General features: G+C 74.2%; 18 protein-coding genes. 6 read left to right on the forward strand and 12 right to left on the reverse strand.

What is annotated here, in order from left to right; translation table 11 throughout:
* Positions 1-4: 4 nt before the first annotated feature.
* From ACH4F2_RS11075 to ACH4F2_RS11085, 3 genes are all read right to left on the reverse strand, one after another.
* On the reverse strand, positions 5-832 hold the full coding sequence (locus tag ACH4F2_RS11075; protein WP_398132411.1) for a polysaccharide deacetylase family protein: 828 nt from the start codon (positions 830-832) through the stop codon (positions 5-7).
* Positions 833-937: 105 nt separating this feature from the next.
* A complete protein-coding gene (locus ACH4F2_RS11080) occupies positions 938-1,864 on the reverse strand; it encodes a DMT family transporter (RefSeq protein WP_398132412.1) in 927 nt (308 codons plus the stop codon).
* A 27-nt stretch (positions 1,865-1,891) separates the two neighbouring features.
* Entirely contained in the window at positions 1,892-2,746 is an 855-nt protein-coding gene (locus tag ACH4F2_RS11085; protein WP_398132413.1) for an SDR family NAD(P)-dependent oxidoreductase, read from the reverse strand.
* 254 nt (positions 2,747-3,000) lie between these two features.
* On the opposite strand from ACH4F2_RS11085, the gene ACH4F2_RS11090 reads away from it, so the two are divergent.
* From ACH4F2_RS11090 to ACH4F2_RS11100, 3 genes are all read left to right on the forward strand, one after another.
* Positions 3,001-4,089: a galactosyldiacylglycerol synthase gene (locus ACH4F2_RS11090; protein ID WP_398132598.1), complete on the forward strand. Its 1,089-nt coding sequence runs from the start codon at positions 3,001-3,003 to the stop codon at positions 4,087-4,089.
* A gap of 129 nt (positions 4,090-4,218) precedes the next feature.
* On the forward strand, positions 4,219-4,605 hold the full coding sequence (locus ACH4F2_RS11095; RefSeq protein WP_398132414.1) for a DUF2267 domain-containing protein: 387 nt from the start codon (positions 4,219-4,221) through the stop codon (positions 4,603-4,605).
* A gap of 85 nt (positions 4,606-4,690) precedes the next feature.
* Positions 4,691-5,194 (forward strand): DUF1360 domain-containing protein, encoded by a 504-nt coding sequence (locus tag ACH4F2_RS11100; RefSeq protein ID WP_398132415.1) that lies wholly within the window; start codon positions 4,691-4,693, stop codon positions 5,192-5,194.
* A gap of 3 nt (positions 5,195-5,197) precedes the next feature.
* Here the strand turns inward: ACH4F2_RS11100 and ACH4F2_RS11105 are convergent, their stop codons facing one another.
* A complete protein-coding gene (locus tag ACH4F2_RS11105) occupies positions 5,198-5,602 on the reverse strand; it encodes a DUF5997 family protein (protein ID WP_398132416.1) in 405 nt (134 codons plus the stop codon).
* A 110-nt stretch (positions 5,603-5,712) separates the two neighbouring features.
* On the opposite strand from ACH4F2_RS11105, the gene ACH4F2_RS11110 reads away from it, so the two are divergent.
* The gene (locus ACH4F2_RS11110) at positions 5,713-6,537 is read left to right on the forward strand and encodes a LysR family substrate-binding domain-containing protein (RefSeq protein ID WP_398132417.1); all 825 of its coding nucleotides are present in this window, start codon (positions 5,713-5,715) and stop codon (positions 6,535-6,537) included.
* Between the two features lie 19 nt (positions 6,538-6,556).
* Here the strand turns inward: ACH4F2_RS11110 and ACH4F2_RS11115 are convergent, their stop codons facing one another.
* The 4 genes from ACH4F2_RS11115 to ACH4F2_RS11130 all read right to left on the reverse strand — a co-directional run bounded on the left by ACH4F2_RS11115 (position 6,557) and on the right by ACH4F2_RS11130 (position 11,542).
* The gene (locus ACH4F2_RS11115) at positions 6,557-7,297 is read right to left on the reverse strand and encodes a DUF4142 domain-containing protein (protein ID WP_398132418.1); all 741 of its coding nucleotides are present in this window, start codon (positions 7,295-7,297) and stop codon (positions 6,557-6,559) included.
* A 92-nt stretch (positions 7,298-7,389) separates the two neighbouring features.
* The gene (locus ACH4F2_RS11120; RefSeq protein WP_398132419.1) at positions 7,390-10,218 is read right to left on the reverse strand and encodes a beta-L-arabinofuranosidase domain-containing protein; all 2,829 of its coding nucleotides are present in this window, start codon (positions 10,216-10,218) and stop codon (positions 7,390-7,392) included.
* A 123-nt stretch (positions 10,219-10,341) separates the two neighbouring features.
* A complete protein-coding gene (locus ACH4F2_RS11125; RefSeq protein WP_398132420.1) occupies positions 10,342-11,037 on the reverse strand; it encodes an HAD family hydrolase in 696 nt (231 codons plus the stop codon).
* A 28-nt stretch (positions 11,038-11,065) separates the two neighbouring features.
* A complete protein-coding gene (locus ACH4F2_RS11130) occupies positions 11,066-11,542 on the reverse strand; it encodes an Lrp/AsnC family transcriptional regulator (protein WP_398132421.1) in 477 nt (158 codons plus the stop codon).
* 215 nt (positions 11,543-11,757) lie between these two features.
* Between ACH4F2_RS11130 and ACH4F2_RS11135 the strand changes: the two genes are divergently transcribed.
* On the forward strand, positions 11,758-13,248 hold the full coding sequence (locus tag ACH4F2_RS11135; protein ID WP_398132422.1) for an FUSC family protein: 1,491 nt from the start codon (positions 11,758-11,760) through the stop codon (positions 13,246-13,248).
* A gap of 149 nt (positions 13,249-13,397) precedes the next feature.
* The gene (locus tag ACH4F2_RS11140; protein ID WP_398132423.1) at positions 13,398-14,432 is read left to right on the forward strand and encodes a lactonase family protein; all 1,035 of its coding nucleotides are present in this window, start codon (positions 13,398-13,400) and stop codon (positions 14,430-14,432) included.
* Positions 14,433-14,693: 261 nt separating this feature from the next.
* On the opposite strand, the gene ACH4F2_RS11145 is transcribed toward ACH4F2_RS11140, so the two are convergent.
* The 4 genes from ACH4F2_RS11145 to ACH4F2_RS11160 form a co-directional block, all read right to left on the reverse strand.
* Positions 14,694-15,617 (reverse strand): sirohydrochlorin chelatase, encoded by a 924-nt coding sequence (locus ACH4F2_RS11145; protein ID WP_398132424.1) that lies wholly within the window; start codon positions 15,615-15,617, stop codon positions 14,694-14,696.
* Between the two features lie 111 nt (positions 15,618-15,728).
* Positions 15,729-16,742, reverse strand: a complete 1,014-nt coding sequence (locus ACH4F2_RS11150; protein WP_398132425.1) for an N-acetylglucosamine kinase — start codon at positions 16,740-16,742, stop codon at positions 15,729-15,731.
* On the reverse strand, positions 16,739-17,416 hold the full coding sequence (locus tag ACH4F2_RS11155) for a uracil-DNA glycosylase (protein ID WP_398132426.1): 678 nt from the start codon (positions 17,414-17,416) through the stop codon (positions 16,739-16,741). Before ACH4F2_RS11155 ends, ACH4F2_RS11150 begins: the two co-directional genes overlap by 4 nt.
* Positions 17,417-17,486: 70 nt before the next feature.
* Positions 17,487-18,641 (reverse strand): WD40/YVTN/BNR-like repeat-containing protein, encoded by a 1,155-nt coding sequence (locus tag ACH4F2_RS11160; RefSeq protein WP_398132427.1) that lies wholly within the window; start codon positions 18,639-18,641, stop codon positions 17,487-17,489.
* Positions 18,642-18,660 lie beyond the last annotated feature (19 nt).

Genomic DNA, 18,660 nt, shown 5'->3' on the forward strand with positions numbered 1-18,660 from the left:
GACGCTACGGCCGTCCCGGCGCCGTCGACCGAAACGGTGACGCCACCGGCATCACCGGGGTGCGCCCCGACGGCCCGGCCCCTGGGTACGGGGGCGTCCCGACCACCCCGTGCTCCTCCAGCGGCCCCACCGTCAGTCCCGCCTCACGGCAGTCGCGCACGATGTCCGCCAAGGCGCCGAGGGCGGCTCGCCAGCTGCCCTCGGCGCAGGCGTGGTCGGTGTCGTGCAGGAGGACCGTGCCGCCCCCGCGCAGGTCCGCCGCGACGGTCGCCCGTACCGAGGCGGACGTGGCGTCCTGCCGCCAGTCCTTGCCCCACGCCGTCCACAGCACCGGCCGCAGCCCGGCCCGGCGGGCGGCGGCCCAGCGTCCGGAGGTGAGGATGCCGTAGGGCGGGCGGTACCAGCGCGGAACGCGTCCGGCGGCCTCGCCCACCGCGCGGACGGCACGCAGCAGCTCGCGCGCGTCCCGCGCCGGCGACGGCAGCCAGGGGCGGTCGTGCGCCCAGCCGTGCACGGCGAGTTCGTGCCCCCGCCGGGCCAGCTCGCGGGCCGGCGCCGGGTGGCGTACGACGTTCTCGCCGAGAAGGAAGAACGTCGCCCGTACACCGAGCCCGTCCAGTACGTCGAGGAAGTGCGGCGTGGACGCCGGATCGGGGCCGTCGTCGAAGGTGAGGGCGACGTGGTCGGGGCGGCCCTGTCCGGCCAGGCCCGGGAACCGGCGCCGGCGCAGCTCCGGCAGCCAGGTCGCGGCCGGACCGATGTGGGCCAGCGCGGCGACGACGACCGGCGCGACGGCGTACACCGTCGGTCCGGCGTGGAACCCCTCACGCATCGGTGTGCCTCCTGTCCGTCCGCTGTCCCGCTGTCCCGCTGTCCCGCTGTCCCGCCGTCCCGCCGTCCCGCCGTTCATCTGTTTCGGCCGTCCGGCGCAGCTCGGTCATGCCCGCCGCCGCTCCTGTGTCCGGCTGCCCGGCCCGGGGCCGTCCCGTGCCGCCGGCACCGTGTCCCACGCACCGTGGACCGACGGCGCGCGGGCCAGCCCGACACTGCCGAGCCCGATCAGCGCCACGCCGATCAGCTCGGGCAGCACCCGCACCCCGAGGGCGATCTGTTCACCGAACAGGGCCCAGCCGAGGGCGACGCTGGTCAGCGCGTCGCCGAGGGTCAGCGCCGGCTGCGACGCCGCGAGGGTCCCCGCCCGCAACGCGCTCTGCAGCAGCAGGAAGCTGATCACCCCGACCACCGCGGTGGCGTACGGAGGCCATTGGGTCAGGACGGCGCCCACCCCCTGGGGGAGCCGCCCGGTGACCTCCTTCAGCAGCCCCGCCGTACCGCCGAACGCCACCGCGGACGCCGATCCGAACAGCGCGGCGCGGGGCGCGCCCCGCGCCAGGCTGCCGATCGAGGTGAAGGCGGTCACCACGACGAAGAGCGCGAGGCCCGCCCAGCCCCACCGGCCCGGAGTGGCGGTGTCGTGCCCGGCCGAGGGTGCGGCGGCGCCCAGGAACAGCGCCAGCCCCACGGCCAGTGCCACGAACGCCAGCCAGGTCCGCGGGTCGGGACGCCGGTGGAAGACGACGCTGCCCACCATCAGGGTGAACAGCAGCTCACTGGCCATCAATGGCTGGACGACGGCCAGACTGCCCACCGCCAGCGCGGCCGCCTGCAGCACCGTCGTCAGCGCGAGGAGCGCCGCGCCGCCCACCCAGTACCGGTCGCGCACCAGTCGCAGCAGCGAGCGCACCACCGTGTGGACGGCGCCCGCCCGGCCCTCGTCCTGCGCCGCGGCCCGGCGCTGCAGCACCGACGCCGCCGCGTTGGACAGCGCCGCGAAGAGGGCCAGAAGGACGGTGAGGACACTCACCGCCGCGGGCTCCCGCTCATCCGGAGTTCATCCGAACCGCGCCGCCAGCCGCCGGTACAGCCCCGGAGCCGCGCCCCGCACCCGGCACGGCAGTCGCAGCCAGCCGGGGACGTAGACCTCGTCCAGCCCCCGCACCACCGCGGTCCGTACCGCCTCGGCCACGCGCTCGGCGGGCACCGGACGCGGCCTGGACCGGAGGTAGGGAGCGCCGCGGCGCTCGAAGAACGGTGTGTCGACGACACCGGGCACCACATGCGTGACCCCCACGCCGGTGCCCCGCAACTCGTAGCGCAGGGCGTCCGCGAAGGCGCCGACCGCGGCCTTGGCGGCGGAGTACACGGCCTCGTCGCGTACCGCCACACAGCCCGCCAGCGAGCCGACGAGCACCACTCGCCCCGACCCCGCCTCGACCATGCCCGGCAGCAGCAGCCGCACCAGCCGCAGCGTGGCCAGCACGTTGATGTCGAGCACCTCGTCGATGGTGTGCGGCGGCATGTCCAGGAACTCCCCGGCCCAGCCGACCCCGGCACCGGCCACCAGCAGATCCACCCGCCCGACCGTGGACTGCGCGAAGTCGGCGAGCCGCCGGTCGGCGCCGGGCAGGGTGAGGTCCGCGGCGAAGGCGGTGGCCGACGCGTCCTCGGCGACCTCGCGCAGCCGGGACGGGTCACGTCCGCTGAGTACCAGCCGCCAGCCGCCCTCGTCGCCCAGCCGGCGGGCCACGGCCGCGCCGATGCCGGAGGACGCCCCCGTCACGAGCGCCGTGCGGGTGCGCGTGCCCCGGCCACCGACGGGCTCCCGCCGGGGCCTGGCGTGGTCCGCGTCGGGCGCGACGACCTGCGGTCCCGGAGCGGACCGGGGGCGGGAGAAGGCATGGACCATGGGCACCACCTTGGCTCGGGGCGGACACCGGCGAAGCGGCCGACCAGGAGGTCGGCTTCCGGCGGCCGGCCGGACGGGCGGTCACGGAGTATCCCTGACGCGGCGCCCGAAACGTCCGCTTATGGGGCGGTTTGGAACATGCCGGGTGGGCAACTTGCACCGCCGTGCGTTCCCGCAGCTCATCAGCGCCCCGCCGTCCCGCCGCCCCGCGAGCCCCGCGGGACGGCAGACGGCTGCTGGTGGTCAGCGCGAGCATGGGCGCCGGGCACGACACGGTCGCCGCCGAACTGGTCCGCCGGGCCCGGGAACGCGGTGACGACGCCCTCGTCGTCGACGTCCTCGCCCTGCTCCCGTACGGCCTGGGCGGTGCGCTGCGGCACTTCTACCGAGGGTCGGTACGCCGCTTTCCCTGGGCGTACGCCGCCCTGTACCGCCTGTTCCTGCGCCCCGGCGCGGGACACCGCCCCGGCGGCACGCCCCTGGCCCGGCTCGCCGGCGGCCGCCTGCGCGAGCTGGCCGAGCGTACGGAAGCGGACGTGGTCGTCCCCGTCTTCCACCTCGGCGCCCAGCTCACCGGCCACCTCCGGGCCCGAGGTCTGCTGGACGTGCCCAGTGTCGTCATCGTGATCGACTTCGCCGTCCACCGTCAGTGGCTCCACCCGGGCAACGACCACTGCCTGTGTCTCACGGAGGACGCGGCACGCGAGGTGCGGGAGAGCACCGGTACGTCCGCGTGGACGTGCGGTCCGGTCGTGGCTCCGGAGTTCTTCGCGAAGACTCCCGACGTCCCCGACACCCCCGGAGCGGCCGGGTGGCGGGGGCTGTTCGACCGTCTCGGCCCCGGGCGGCCCGCCGTGGTGCTGTCCGCCGGCGCCTGGGGAGTGGGCTCACGCCTGGACGCCACCGTCCGGCTCCTCACGGACCACGGCATCCTCCCGGTCGCGCTCTGCGGGGACAACGAACGGCTGCGCCGCCGACTGTCCGGCACACCGGGCGTGGTCGCGCTGGGCTGGGTGACGGACATGCCCGGCCTGATGCACGCCGCCCGCGCCCTGGTCGACAACGCCGCCGGCCAGACCGCCGTACAGGCGCTCGCCGCCGGACTGCCGGTCGTGGGGTACCGCCCCATCCCCGGCCACGGCGCGGACGGTGTCCGGCGGATGGCCGCGCTCGGCGTCTCGGACGTCGCCGAGGACGAGACCGCGCTGCTCGGCGCGCTGCGGCGGCTCACCGCCCCCGGCCCGGCCCGGCGGGAGCGGATCGCCGCCGGACACGCGCTGTTCAGGGACGACGCCATGACCCGGGTGGCCATGCTTGCCGACGCCGCCCGCGCACCCCGGTGAGACCGCGCCGTTTCCCCGAGACCGCGCCGTTTCTCCGAGACCGCGCCGTTTCTCCGAGACCGCGCCGTTTCCCTGGCCCGTGCCGAGGGCACCCGGGGCCGGAGCGAGAACCGGCGGAAGGACGACGCCATGCGCCTCGACGAATTCCTGACCCTGGTCCGCGACCGCGGCGAGTACCACAGCGAGGAGGAGGCCGAGCAGGTCAGTACGGCCGTCCTGTGGGTGATCGCGTCCCGCATCGCCCCGGAGGAGGCCGCCGGCCTGGCCGCGGACCTGCCCGCGCCCCTGGACGACGCGCTGCGCCTGGAACGCGGGCGTCCCGAGTCCTTCGGCCGTGAGGAGTTCCTGCGGCGCGTGGCGCAGCAGACCGGCGCCCGGCCGCGCACCGCGGAGTGGGACGCGGGCGCCGTGCTGTCCACCCTCACGGAGGCGGTGCCCGGCGAACGCATCGACCATCTCCTGGCCGACCTGCCCGCGGACTGCGCCGACCTCTTCGGCGGACCGGCGCCGCACTGACAGCGGCTCCCGCGCACGTGCTGGACACGGGACGAAGCGGGTACCCGGCCCCGGCGAAGAGGCGGGGCCCGTACAGGAGGCATTCATGACGGACGGCGAGCAGAGCTACGTCGAAGGCCACGACAGAGACGACGACACCCCCCTCGGGGGATACGCGGCGCTCGCGACGACCTTCGCGGCGGGGGCCGCGGTGTTCGCCGTGACCGCGCGGCGCCGTGGGCTGCGGCTGCCCGACACCGTCCCGGCCTGGGACGTGGCGCTGCTGGGGGCGGCGACGTTCAAGGTGTCCCGGCTGCTGACCAAGGACAAGGTCACCAGCTTCCTGCGGGCGCCGTTCACCCACCGCGAGCGGGAGAGCAACGCCAACGAGGTGATGGACGCGCCGCGCGGCAGCGGCCTGCGCCGCGCCGTCGGCGATCTGGTGTCCTGCCCGTTCTGCACCTCGACCTGGGTGGCCGGCGGGCTCGTCGGCACCTACGCCGTCGCGCCGCGGGCCGTGAGGCTGCTGTGCGCGGGGCTGAGCGCCGTAGTGCTGTCGGACTGGCTCCAGTACGCGTGGAGCGTGACGGAGCAGAAGGCCGAGGGGTGAGCGTCAGCCGCGTTCCGCGCGTTCCCGCTCCGCGCGCTCGGCGTGCAGCTTCTTCACACGGGCCGCCTCCTTGCGGACGTCGGCCTGGACGGCCTGCTCCCGCTCCAGCCACTCGGGGCGCTCCTGCTTCAGCGCCTCGATCTGCTCCGTGGTGAGCGGTTCCGTGACCCCGCCCCGGTGCAGACCCGCGATGGAGACACCCAGCTTGGCGGCCACCACCGGCCGCGGGTGCGGACCGTCGCGCCGCAGGTCCCGCAGCCACTCGGGCGGGTCGGCCTGGAGCGTGTTCAGCTCGGCGCGCGTGACGACGCCCTCTTGGAACTCGGCGGGTGTGGCCTCGAGGTACACACCCAGCTTCTTCGCCGCGGTCGCGGGCTTCATGGTCTGGGTGTTCTGGTGCGACGTCATGGTGTCAAGGGTATCGAGCGTCTGCGCGAGTGCCGACCACGCCCGGTGACCGGGGGTCCCAGCCGTGCCCGGTGGCCGCCGCCCCCGGCCACGCCCGGTAACCTGGCCGGGTGACAGGCTCGGAAGAACCCCCCTCGTTCCGGCTCGCGTACGTCCCGGGGGTGACGCCCGACAAATGGGTGCGCATCTGGAACGAGCGGCTGCCCGGTGTCCCGCTGTCCCTGACCCAGGTCACCGCCGGCGAGGCGGGCGGCGTGCTGCTGCGCGGCGACGCCGACGCCGGGCTGGTGCGGCTGCCCGTGGACCGGACCGCCCTCAGCGCGATCCCGCTCTACACCGAGACCACGGTCGTGGTGGTCCCGAAGGACCACCTCGTCACCGCGGCCGACGAGGTGACCGTCGAGGACCTGGCCGACGAGCTCGTGCTGCACCCCCTGGACGACGTCCTCGGCTGGGAGCGGCCGCCCGGCCGGCCCGCGCTCGAGCGTCCGGCCACCACGGCGGACGCCGTCGAACTGGTGGCGGCCGGGATCGGGGTGCTGCTCGTGCCCCTGTCGCTGGCGCGCCTGCACCACCGCAAGGACCTCACCTACCGGACGGTCACGGACGCCCCCGAGTCGAGTGTGGCGCTGTCCTGGCCCGAGGACGCGCACACGGACCGGGTGGAGGACTTCATCGGCATCGTCCGGGGCCGGACCGTCAACAGCACCCGTGGCCGGCAGTCCGCTCCGGCGTCGGCGAAGGGCGAGCGCACCGAAACGGCCTCCACGCGGCGCAAGCCGGCGGCCGGGAAGCAGACCGGCGGCAGCGGCAGGAGCGGCGCCAAGGGCAGCGGCAGGAGCGGCGTCAAGGGCGGCAGCAAGGGCAGCACCAGGAGTGGCAGCCGGAGCGGCGGCACCAAAGGCGGCAGGGGCGGCAAGCCCCGCCGCGGCTGACGCGGCGGACGCCCCCGGATCAGCGGACCGTCGGACTGGGCGTCGGCGCCGAGGTGTTGACCTCCAGTCCTGGCGGCGCGGTCAGGGAGAGCACCGGTTCACCCGGCTGCGGAGCCGGCGGCGTGAGCTGCGCCTCGGGCAGGCTCGGCGGGGCCGACTGCTGGAAGTTGACCTGGTCGAAGTTGACCAGGCCGGTCTTCTCCAGCACGGTGATGTGGTCCAGCACGGTGTCGTTGGCCTGGTCGGCCAGCTGCCGCACGAGGCTGTTCTTGGTGTTGGCGCGGATCTCGGCGATGGCCGGGAAGATCTGGCCGTGCGTGATGCGCATGATGTTGACCGCGGTGGTGTCGAACTGCCGGCCCGTGGTCCCGTCGACGGTCGACACGAACTGCTGCTGCTGCGGGGACGCCAGGTTGGGCAGGGTAATGCCCAGCTCGGGCGCGATCCTGCGGCAGGTCGCGTCGAGCCGGGCGTGCCCGACGACCAGGTGCTCGCCGGCTTCCTTCATCTCCGGTGTCGAGCCCCGCTCGATGGCCATCAATCCCAGAGGGTGTTCCCACAGCCCGGCGGCACGGACCTTCACCACGAAGTCCCGGTCGGCCTCGGTGAGCGGCCCGAACAGCGTGTTGGTGATGACCCGGTCCTGGGTGCCGGCCGTGTTCCGCACTCCGAGCACGGCCGGGTAGGCGAGCGCGGTGACGGTGAGGACCAGGGCACCGGCCACGAAGGCGGTCCCTGCGGTGGTGCGCGTGATGCGCATCGTGCCTCCTGGGACGAAGACAGGCTCGGACACCAGGAGGTACGGACGCGGGCCGCGAACCGATCACTTCCGCGGGTAAAAACTCGCTCCCGTCAGTCCGCGAACGCCGCCCTCCGCGCGGTCCGCACCACCCGCTCGCCCTCGTCCTCCCCGAGCAGCCCGGCCTCCACCCACGCGCCCACCGTCGACCGTACGTGTGTCACCAGCGCGCCCTTGTCGCGGAACGGTGCCGCCGCCCAGATGGCGTCGAGCAGCGTGGTGCCGTCGTCCTTCGCCGGGTTGGCGACGCCCGAGTCGGTGCCGCCGAGGACCACCCGGGGTTCCGAGCGGCGGAACCAGGCGTGCGTCGGGTCCTCGGTCCCCTCGGCGAACGGCGCCCACTCGGTGCCGTCCAGCGTGTAGTGGAGCGGCTTGCCGGGCACGGGGGTGAGCGTGGGCAGCAGGTCGCCGGAGAGCCCCGCGTCGCGGTACAGCCCGCACTCCAGGAGGTCCGTGGACGGATTGCGGCCGACCAGGTTGACCGGTCCGTAGAACAGGGCCTGCAGCGACGGGTCGTCGAGTGCCTTCTCCACCCGCAGCCGGAAGGGCACCCGGACCCGCACCGTGTCGCCCCGGCGCCAGGTCCGAGACACGGTGAAATAGCTGCCGGGAGTCGCAGTCCCCGGTACGGCACGGCCGTTCACGGTGACCCGGAACCCCGCGGTGGCCCAGGCCGGCACCCGCAGCCGCAGCGCGAACGAGGCGTCGGCGCCGCCGATGGTGAGGGTGCTGCCCTGCTCCCGGGGATAGTCCGTGGCCTGGGTGACGGTGACGCCCCGCTCGGCCCAGGTGAGGGTGGACCGGCTGTAGAGGTTGACGTACAGGGCGCTGCCGTCGGCCGCGGCGAAGTACACCGAGTCCTGGTACTTGGTGGCGCTCTCCATGCCGGTGCCCTCGCAGCAGGTCGTGCCCTGCTTGGGCGTGTAGTCGCGCACATGGCCGGGCGTCAGCCCGATGAAGTAGGTGACGAGCGGCTTCTCCGCGTCCGGGGTGTCCTGCTTGGAGCCGAGCACCTGGTTGTACAGAGCCCGCTCGTAGTAGTCCATGTACGCCGGGTCCTGGTCGTGGAAGAACAGCGTCCTGCTCAGCTTGAGCAGGTTGTACGCGCAGCAGGTCTCGGCCGTGGTGGCACCGATCGTGCCCGCGATCACGTCCCGCGCCTTCCAGAACTCACCGGTGCTGGTGCCGCCGATGGCGTACATGCGGTGCGGTACGACCATGCCCCAGAAGTTCTTGGCGGCCGTGAGGTAGCGCTCCTCGCCCGTCTCGTCGTACAGCCGCACCAGGCCGGTGAAGATCGGTATGTGCTGGTTGGCGTGCAGGCCGTCGAGGACGTCGGTGTCCGCGGCGCAGGCGTCGATCAGCCGGTCGAGGTCGAACAGCCTGGCCAGCGCGAGGTGGTCCGCCTCACCGGTGACCGCGTGCAGGTCGCAGATCGCCTCGACGATGCCGCCGAACTCCCCGCTGGAGAAGATGCCCCACATCCGCTGCAGGGTGGCCGCGGGCAGCACGGACAGCCGGGCGTACATCCAGTCGCACATGCCCGACGCGAGGTCCAGCGCCCGGTCGTCGCCGGTGGCGAGGTGGGCGTCCAGCAGTCCCTTGAGGATCTTGTGCGCCGTGTAGTACGGCGCCCAGACCTTCGTGTAGTCGCTGCCGGTCATCGACTCCAGCTGGACGAACTGCGTCTCCGGGTACGCCGCGAGGAAGCCGGGGTGGCTGGGCCCGCCCCAGGTGCGGCGGAGCGTGGCCGTCAGACCCCGGCCGGAGGCGTCCGCGAACGTCCCGCCGTCCCTCTCGTCGAAGGCGTACGACGCCAGGTCGCCCCGGCCCGCCGGTGTCCCGGCGGCGCGGCTGTCCCGCAACGCGCCGACCTCGGCGGCGCTCAGGGCGCGTGACCAGACGTTGAACTCCTCGAAGGCGCCCGCGAAGACGGGGTCGGCGGGGTAGTGAGAGCGGCCGAGCCAGTGGTGGGCGAGTGGGCCGAGCACCGCCGGGGTCATGGTCATGGCCGTGTTCCGGGCCACGGCGACGCCGTCGACGTAGAGGGTGCCGGTGCCGTCCGCGAGCGTCACGGCCAGATGGCTCCACTCGCCCGGAGGCAGCGCGGCCGTGCCGTCGAGACCCTGCTCGCCCGCGGCACCGCTGCCGGTGATGGCGAAGCGCGGCACGCCGTCGGCGTTGCGGGCGGCGAGGTAGAGGTAGCGGTTGGTGTCGTCGCCGAAGTCGAGGACGCGGGCCCAGTCGTCGTCGTGCGTGGGCTTCACCCAGGCGGCCAGCGTGATCGCCGGGGTGTCGCCGAGCACGCCGGCGGGCAGGTCGACGTACTGGTAGGAGCCGCGCACGTTCTCCGCCGCGGCGCCGAAACGTCCGTCCGTGCTCAGCACGGCGGGATCGTGCCGCAGGGCCTCGCGTACCTCGGTCAGCGCGCCGACCATGGTGTCGATCCGCTCGGCGAAGACCCGCTCCCCGGTGCTGCGGTACGCCTGGGACAGCATGGTCAGGAAGTGGCCGGTGTAGTGACCGCGGAGGTTGCCGTTGGCCTCGCCGTCCAGTCCCTCCCAGCCGCCGGGGGCGACGGCGCCGAGGGTGGAGAGGCCGGCGTTGGCGCGGAAGACCTGGAGCAGCCGGTTCACGTCGTAGCCGCGGGCGTGGTCCAGCATCAGCCGCCGCTTGTCGGCGAAGACGCCCCGGCCGAGCGTCACGTCCTCCAGTCCGAACGGCCGCACGGACCAGGCCGCCGGTGCCGCGGGTCCCGCGAGCGCGGCCGGTGCCTGTGGCGCGGCGCCGGGCCGGCCGCCCGCCGCGTACGAGACCGCGGGCGTTCCCGCGGCGATCGCCGTGGCCAGCAGAAGGGTCCGCCGGGAGAGGGGCGCTGCCATGTGCTCCTCGTTTCTTCGGTGTCTCTTCAGTGTCATTCGGTTCGAAATACCGGATGCCGTTCGAGAGTTCGCCCAGAAGATAGGCAAGGGGCACCGGAGCGTCAACGGTACCGACGAGTACGTTCAGGCCGGCCGTGCCGCCCGCACGAGCCAGTCGTACGCCGCCCGCGCGGTGAACTCCGCCTGACCGCCGCGCACCAGCAGGCCGGCGCTCGCGAACTCGGGCGCCTCGGCCTGTGCCGCGACGTACGGGATCGCGATGCAGCGCATGCCGGCCGCGTGCGCGGCGGCGGCGCCTGGAACGGCGTCCTCCAGGACCACGCAGTCGGCCGGGGCCGTCCCGAGCCGGCGCGCCGCCTCGAGGAAGACGTCGGGAGCGGGCTTGCCCCGCGCGACCTCGTCGGCCGAGACGACCGTGCGCAGATGGGCGTCCAGCCCGGTACGGGACAGGATCGCCGCGATGGCCTCGGCCGACGAACCCGACGCCACCGCCAGCGGAACGCCCTCGCCGGCCAGCAGCTCGACGAACTTCCGCATCTCCGGGTACGCGCGGGCGGAGGTACGGGCCAGCTCCAGATAGTGGCGGTTCTTGACGGCGAGCAGTTCCTCCACGGGGGCGCGCAGGCCGTACCGCCGCTTCCAGTCGGCGACCGTCTCCTGGGTGCTGATGCCCACGTATCCCTCGTGATCGGCCCACGTGAAGCCGGGTACGCCGTACTCGGCGAGGGTCTGCCGGCCCGCCTCGTAGTAGTTCGGCTCGCTGTCCACGAGTGTTCCGTCGAGATCGAATACGACCGAGATGCCGCCGAGAGTGCTCATGGGGTACAGGATGCCAAGGACTCGACGGTCACTTCCGCGCCGTGCGGCCGATCGACTCCACCAGCGGCAGCAGCCGGTGCGGGACGCGCTCGCGCAGCGCCACCTCGCTGCGGGTGCGGACCACCCCGGGCAGGCTGATCAGCTTCTGGACCACGTCCTCCAGGTGCGCGTTGTCGCGGGCCACGACCCGGGTGAGCAGGTCGCCGCCGCCCGTGATGGAGAAGGCCTCCACGATCTCCGGGACGGCCGCCAGCGCCTCGCCCACCTCGTCCAGGTGGCCCTGGGTGACCTCGATGTGCACGAACGCGAGCACCGGGTGGCCCAGCGCGGCGGGGGAGAGGGACGGTGCGGTGCCGGTGATCACGCCGTCCCGCTCCAGGCGGTCGAGCCGGGCCTGGAGCGTGCCGCGGGCGATCCCGAGGAGACGGGCGTACTCCCGCACGCTGGTGCGTGGCTGCTCCAGCAGCAGCCGCAGGATGCGGGTGTCCAGTTCGTCGACGGCCATGGCGTCCGGGTCCCCTCGTCGGCCATTGGCTCTTCGGTGGCCGTAGTAATGCCGAGATGACTGTACCAATGGACCACTCCAGAAAGAGCCTGTTGAGCCACTGGTGCCGGAGATGCTCCTATGGACGGGTCGATGGCGCTGCGGATACCGCGGCGCCTTTTTCGTGCCAGTGGCTTCGGGCCGGTGGGCGCCAGTACACGAGGGGGCGGTAATCAGTGCTGAAGAGGGTGTTCGTGAGCCCGGACCCGGGACGGTCCCGGCTGCGGTTCGCCGCGCGGGCCGTTCTCGGTATCGGACTGGCCGTGGTCGTGTGCGGCGTGGCCGGTACTTCTCTCGTGGGCGCCGTCATCGGCGGGCTCGCCGCGCTGCTCGCGCTGTTCACCGTCACCGACGCCACCGTGCGCGGCCAGGCGGTCACCACCGCGCTGCTGCCGGTGGCCGGACTGCCCGTGCTGGCCGCCGCGGCCGCGCTGCACGACCACCCCGTGGCCAGGGACCTCACCTTCCTCGCCGTCGTCGGCGCCGGCGTGTACGCGCGGCGCTGGGGCCCGCGCGGACACAGTCTCGGTGTGTTCGCCTTCATGACCTACTTCATCGCCCAGTTCCTGCACGCGACCACGGACCGGCTGCCCGAGATGTACGCCGCCGTCCTGCTGTCCGTGGCCGCCGCCGCGGCGGTGCGCTTCGGCCTGTGGTGCTACGAGCGCCGCCTGCCCCCGCCCGCCGTCCCCGCGCCGCCCGCCGGTACCGGACTCGCCCGCATCACCACCCGCCAGGCCGTCCAGGCCACCGCGGGCGCCGGCTTCGCCCTGGTCGTGGGCCAGCTGGTCTCCGACGAGCGCTGGTACTGGGCCGTCGGCGCCACCTGGTGGGTGTTCGTCAACACCACCTCGCGCGGCGAAACCCTGGTCCGCGGCTTCCGACGGGTCCTCGGCACCGTCGTCGGCATCGGCCTCGGCTTCCTGGTCGCCTTCCCGCTGGCCGGATCCGCGGTGCCCACGGCCGTCCTCGCCGCCGCCTGCGTCTTCGGCATCTTCTACACCGCCGCGGTCTCCTACACCTGGATGATGCTCTGCGTGACGCTGCTCGCCGAGCTGCTCTACGGCCTCCTGGACGTCCTCAGCCCCGGCCTGCTCGCCCTGCGGCTCGCCGAGACCGGCGTCGGGGCGCTCGGCGCCGTACTCGCGGTGCTCTTCGTCCTGCCCGTCACCACGCACGCCGTCACCGACGCCTGGATCCAGCGCGCCCTGCGCTGCGTCCACGCCTGCACCGCAGAGGCGGCCGCCCGCCTCGCCGGAACCGAGGGCGCCGATCCGGCGCCGCGCGTGGCCGAACTGGAACAGCTGCTCGGCCGGGTGCGGCTGTCGGTCGCCCCCCTCGTGCACCCGCTGAACCCGATGCGCGAGCGCAAGCGGCGCGCCCGCCGCGTACTGGCCCTGCTCGACGACTGCGCCCGGGAGATCCGCGGCCTGGTCGCCGTCGCGGCCGACCCGGAGGCCTCGCACGACGCCCGGCTGGCGGCAGCCTGCTGGCGTGTCGAGACCGCGGTCGAGGCGCTCACCGGCGGTGGAACCGTCCCGGCGCACGAGGGCGGCCCGCGCGCCGCCGAACCCGCGTTGGCCCACCTCCACGGCCTGGAACACGCCCTGGCCGAACTCGCCGCGCCCCTGCGCAGCCCCTCCGGCTCGCCGCTCGTCGGCGCCTGAGCCGTCCGGAGACCCACGCCACCCATTTGGTCTAGACCGCAGCTGATCGACTGCTACCGTCGCCCCGGGGCAGACGATCGGTCGGCACCCGACGAGGCGCGGGGCGACGCGAGACGGCGCGGGACGGCGCGGAACGAGAAGGAGCAGCGGTGGCAGACGGCGGCAGGCGGCAGCGGCGGGCGTTCATCGGGTCGTTCACGGCGGCCGGCGGCCCCGGCATCGTGACGGCGACCGTCGCACCCGGCAGCGGCGCGCTCACGGTCCTCAGCGGCACGGACCGCGTGCCCGACCCCTCCTACCTGGCCCTGGCCGCCGACGGGGACATTCTCTACGCCGTCAGCGAGACGGCCGAGGGCGCGGTGGCCGCCCTCCGCGTGAGCGGGGACAAGCCCGAGCCCGCCGGGCGGCCGGTGCACGTGGGAGGCGACGGGCCGACCCACCTCAGTCTGTACGCCGGGCACGTCCTGACCGCCAACTACGGCTCCGGCAGCGTCACCGCCGTGCCCCTGCGCCCCGACGGCTCCCTCGCCCGGTCCGCGTCCGGCGTCCTGCGGCACACCGGCTCGGGCCCGCACGCCCAACGCCAGCAGGGGCCGCACGCCCATCAGGTGCGGCCCGACCCGAGCGGGCGGTGGGCCGTCAGCGTTGACCTCGGCACCGACTCGGTGCGTGTCTGCACCCTGACGGACGGCACCCTCGCCGTGCACCGGGAGATCGCGCTGCGCCCCGGGTCGGGCCCGCGGCACCTCGCCTTCCATCCGGACGGCTCCCGCGCCTACGTGGTCAACGAACTGGCGCCCACCGTCACCGTCTGCCGCTGGGACGCCGCCGACGGCGTACTGCAGCCCCTCACCGAGGTGCCGGTGCTGCCCGAGGCCCCGGCCGGCGACGCCTATCCGTCCGGCATCGTGGTCTCGCCCGACGGCCGCTTCGTGTGGACCGCGACCCGCGGCGAGGACGTCCTGTCCGTGTTCGTCGTGGAGCAGGACGGGCTGCGGCTGTCCGCGACCGTGCCCTGCGGCGGGCACTGGCCGCGGGAGATCGCCGAGTCCGACGGCTTCCTGTACGCGGCCAACGAGCGCTCCGGAGACGTCACCTGGTTCGCGCTCGACCCGGAGACCGGCGTACCCCGGCGCACCGGCTCACTCGCGGTACCGGCGGCGTCCTGCGTGGTCTTCGGCTGATCGGGGCGGCACTGCGCCCTCACCCCTCGGCCCGTACCCGCGCCGCCCGGCTCACCCGCGTCCACCCGCACGGCACGGCGAAGGGCTGTACCCCCGTACCGGCGTGCGCTGTCGCCCGCGGGTGTACGGCGCGGGCCCGTGCGGCTCCTCCGGTCGCCCCGGCGACAGCCCGCCGGCCCGTCGTACGGCATGACGAAGGGCCCGCTCCGGTATGTGAGCGGGCCCTTTCGGTCGGGCTTGCGGGGCGCGGGCACCCGTGGGTCAGCGGACCGGCGTGCCCTGCGGCTGCTGCGGCGAGATGCCGAGCGCGGTCGTGTACTTGGCCAGCGTCAGCTTGCCGATCGCCGGGTACGGGCCGAGCGGCTCGGCAGTCGAGCAGCCCACCTCCTCGGCCGCCTCCGCCAGCAGGGACGCCTCGATCTCCGGGCCGATCAGATACGGAGCGAGCGCCAGCTGCTGCGAACCCGAGGAGCGCAGCTGCTCGGCGACGGACGCGATCGAGCCCTCCTCGTCCAGGGCCGCCGCCATCACCGGCACGGCGAGGCGCGCGGCGAGCAGCATGCCGGTGATCCCGGCCGCCTGGACGGCCTCGTCACCGCCGACCGAGGCCAGGATGATGCCGTCGGCGGCGGTCGCCACGGTGAACAGACGGGCGCGGTCGGCGCGGGCGAGGCCCGCCTCGGAGAGCCGCACGTGCAGCGCCTCGGCCAGCAGCGGGTGCGGGCCGAGCACGTCGGTCAGCTCGGCAGCGATGCGGCTGTCCATGACGGCCTGCCGGATCCGGCGCAGCAGCGCGCCGTCCGGGCCGGCGAGCAGCGGCACGACGACGGCGACGGGGCCCTCGGGCTCCTTCACCTCCAGGCCGGCGGCGCGCGCCTGCTCGTAGCGGGCGGTGCGCTCCTCGGCGGCCCGCACGAGGACGGTCGACAGGGAGAGGTGTTCCCCGTCGTCCCCGTCGAGGTGGCCGATCCTGGCGTCGAGGCCGGGCAGCTCGGACCGGGCGATGCTGATGACCTCGTCGGCGAGGCCTCGGGTGGCGCTACTGGGCGTCCCCGGCACCGCGAGGACGAGCGCCGGCGCGCCCTCGGGAGCCACCAGGGGTTCGGGACGGCGGTGCCGTCCGGGCTGGCGGGGGCGCGGCATTCGTACTGGCAGGCCGGACGCGGGCCCGGTGGGGGAGCTCATGGCGCCGCATGTTACTGGTTTCCTGGGCTTCCCTGTTCGGGGAGGGTGCAGGTGAGCGGTATCCGTCCGGTTTTGTCTGATGAGTGATGTACGGATCGGCCGACATCGGCACTATTCACCTCGCCGGCGGACCGATTGTCGGCCACCCGGCGCAGTCGTCACCCACAGCATCCTGTCGTCACTCGGAAGGGTGAGTGAGCCGGTCGCCAGGCCGGTCGCGATCCGCACCGAACCGTGCAGGGGATCACCCTCGGCGGCCGTCCGCCGCGCATGCGGCAGCCGCTCCGCCAGCTCCTCCTCCAGCGGTACGACGAGGGGATCGCCCAACCTCAGCAGACCACCGGTGACCGCGACACGGGGCTCGCCGCCGGGCGGGCAGACCGCGGCGGCCGAGTCGGCCATCTGCCGGGCGGCGGCCCGCAGGATCTCCGCGGCAACGGGGTCGTCGGCCGCGCAGGCGGCCACCTCGGGAGCGAAGGACGCGAGGACGGCGGGACGGTCCGTACGCGGATACAACTGCCCGGGCAGCCCCGCCACCGGCCCGAACCGCTCCTCGGCGCGGGTGAGCAGCGGGGAGGAGCCGCCCTGTCGCCCGTCGTGCGCACGCAGTGCCGCCTCCAGGCCGGCCCGCCCGATCCACGCGCCGCCGCCGCAGTCACCCAGCAGGTGGCCCCAGCCGTCCGCCCGGCGCCAGCGAGTGAGGTCGGTGCCGATCGCGATCAGACCGGTGCCCGCGGCGATCACCGCACCGGCCCGGGGGCCGAGGGCGCCGGCGTACGCGGTGACGGCGTCGGCGGCCAGCGCGACCGTCCGCGCGCCCAGCTCCCGGGCCAGCGCGCCCGGCAGTTCGGCGCGCAGGGCGTCGCCCAGGGTGGCCAGTCCGGCGGCCCCGACGACGACGGTGCCGATCCGCGTCACACCGGTCTCGGCGGTCAACGCCCTGGCCATCGGCAGCAGTTGGGCCATCAGATGACCGGGATCGATGCCGCGCGCACCGGTGCGGACCGGTTCCCGCGACGCACGCCGCCCGAGCCCCTCCGGGCCGCGTCCGTCGCCTCCCGCCGCACCGACGACGACGCGCAGCCCCGAGCCGCCGGAGTCCACGGCCAGGAAGCCGCCGCTCACGGCAGGCGCCAGTCGACCGGCTGACCTCCCAGCCGGACCAGCAGGTCGTTGGCCCGGCTGAAGGGGCGGGATCCGAAGAAGCCGCGGTCGGCCGACATCGGCGACGGATGCGCTGACTCCACGGACGGCAGGTCGCCGAGGAGCGGGCGCAGATTGCGGGCGTCGCGGCCCCACAGGATGGACACCATGGGCTTGCCGCGTGCCGCCAGGGCGCGGATCGCCTGTTCGGTGACCTGCTCCCAGCCCTTGCCGCGGTGGGCGGCGGGTTTGCGCGGGGCGGTGGTGAGCGCCCTGTTGAGCAGCAGCACGCCCTGCCGGGTCCACGGGGTCAGGTCCCCGCTGGAGGGCTGCGGGAGCTGCAGATCGGCGTTCAGCTCCCGGAAGATGTTGACGAGGCTGCCGGGCAGCGGACGCACCTCGGGCGCGACCGAGAACGACAGCCCCACCGCATGCCCCGGGGTCGGATACGGGTCCTGTCCGACGATCAGGACCCGGACGTCGTCGAAGGGCTGCTGGAAGGCCCGTAGGACGTTCGCTCCGGCCGGCAGGTACGTGCGTCCGGCGGCGATCTCCGCGCGCAGGAACTCACCCATCGAGGTGATCTGCCCGGCGACGGGTTCCAGAGCCTTAGCCCAGCCCGCTTCGACGATTTCATGCAAGGGTCGTGGTGCCACGGGCGTCACCCTACTGCCGTACGGGTGACGCCGATCAAGCGGTGGCCATGGCCGGCCCACTGGTCCGCCTCTATCCGACTACCGCGGCCCGCACGCACAGCACGTCCGGCAGGTGGGAGGCCAACTGCCGCCAGCTGTCCCCGTCGTCGGCCGACGCGAACACCTCGCCGTTGCGGTTGCCGAAGTACACGCCCGCCTGCTCCGCTTCGTCGGTGCACAGCGCGTCGCGCAGCACCGTGCCGTAGTGGTCCTCCTGGGGCAGCCCCGCCGTGAGCGGCTCCCAGCTCCTGCCCGCGTCGGCCGTGCGGAAGACCCGGCAGCGGCGGTCCGCCGGGACCCGGTCCGCGTCGGCGTTGATCGGGAAGACGTACGCCGTGTCGCCGCGGTGCGGATGGGCGGCGACCGCGAAGCCGAACGTGGACGGCAGACCCTCGCCGATGTCCGTCCAGTGCCCGCCCGCGTCGTCGCTGCGGTACACCCCCCAGTGGTTCTGCAGATACAGCCGGTCCGGTGCAGCGGCGTCCCGCGCGACCTTGTGCACGCACTGGCCGAACTCCGGGTTCGGGTCCGGCAGGAAGACCGCGGAGACCCCGGAGTTGGACGGCGCCCAGCTCGCGCCGCCGTCCAGCGTGCGGAACACGCCCGCGGCCGATACGGCGACCGTCACCGACTTCGGGTCCCGCCGGTCGGTGAGGACGGTGTGCAGCCCCTCGCCGCCGCCGCCAGGCATCCACTGGGACCGCGTGGGGTGCTCCCACAGGGGGCGGACGAGCTCGAAGCTCTCGCCGCGGTCCTGTGAGCGGTACAGCGCGGCCGGTTCGGTGCCCGCGTAGACGACGTCCGGCTCGGCGGCGGCCGGATGCAGCTGCCACACCCGCTCCAGTGAAGCGCCGGTCTCCTTGGGGAACTTGACGGCCGGCTGCGCCGGTTCGCTCCAGGTGCGGCCCAGGTCGTCGGAGTGGAACACCGACGGACCCCAGTGCGCGCTGTCGCCGCCGGCCAGCAGCCGCGGGGTGTCACCGCGGGTGTCGAGCGCGACCGAGTACACGGCCTGCGCGTTGAAGTAGGGACTCTCGTCGAACTCCCAGGTGCCACCCCGCCGGCGCCCGATGAACAGGCCCTTGCGGGTGCCCACGGCGAGCAGTACCTCGGTCATGCCGATCACCTCCGCGGCGTCGTCGTCGACGCCTTTGTCTCGGACACGGGCCAGTCTGCACCCCGGCACTGACAGTCAGCCCCGCAAA

The sequence above is a fragment of the Streptomyces sp. NPDC017890 genome (assembly GCF_044328675.1).
Classification (GTDB): domain Bacteria; phylum Actinomycetota; class Actinomycetes; order Streptomycetales; family Streptomycetaceae; genus Streptomyces.

Coding starts and splice junctions, on each gene's coding strand:
- ACH4F2_RS11100 (WP_398132415.1), top strand. CDS start 4,691: ATGACGGACGGCGAGCAGAGCTACGTCGAAGGCCACGACAGAGACGAC.
- ACH4F2_RS11115 (WP_398132418.1), bottom strand. CDS start 7,297: ATGCGCATCACGCGCACCACCGCAGGGACCGCCTTCGTGGCCGGTGCC.
- ACH4F2_RS11090 (WP_398132598.1), top strand. CDS start 3,001: ATGGGCGCCGGGCACGACACGGTCGCCGCCGAACTGGTCCGCCGGGCC.
- ACH4F2_RS11120 (WP_398132419.1), bottom strand. CDS start 10,218: ATGGCAGCGCCCCTCTCCCGGCGGACCCTTCTGCTGGCCACGGCGATC.
- ACH4F2_RS11145 (WP_398132424.1), bottom strand. CDS start 15,617: ATGAGCTCCCCCACCGGGCCCGCGTCCGGCCTGCCAGTACGAATGCCG.
- ACH4F2_RS11095 (WP_398132414.1), top strand. CDS start 4,219: ATGCGCCTCGACGAATTCCTGACCCTGGTCCGCGACCGCGGCGAGTAC.
- ACH4F2_RS11105 (WP_398132416.1), bottom strand. CDS start 5,602: ATGACGTCGCACCAGAACACCCAGACCATGAAGCCCGCGACCGCGGCG.
- ACH4F2_RS11130 (WP_398132421.1), bottom strand. CDS start 11,542: ATGGCCGTCGACGAACTGGACACCCGCATCCTGCGGCTGCTGCTGGAG.
- ACH4F2_RS11085 (WP_398132413.1), bottom strand. CDS start 2,746: ATGGTCCATGCCTTCTCCCGCCCCCGGTCCGCTCCGGGACCGCAGGTC.
- ACH4F2_RS11125 (WP_398132420.1), bottom strand. CDS start 11,037: ATGAGCACTCTCGGCGGCATCTCGGTCGTATTCGATCTCGACGGAACA.
- ACH4F2_RS11075 (WP_398132411.1), bottom strand. CDS start 832: ATGCGTGAGGGGTTCCACGCCGGACCGACGGTGTACGCCGTCGCGCCG.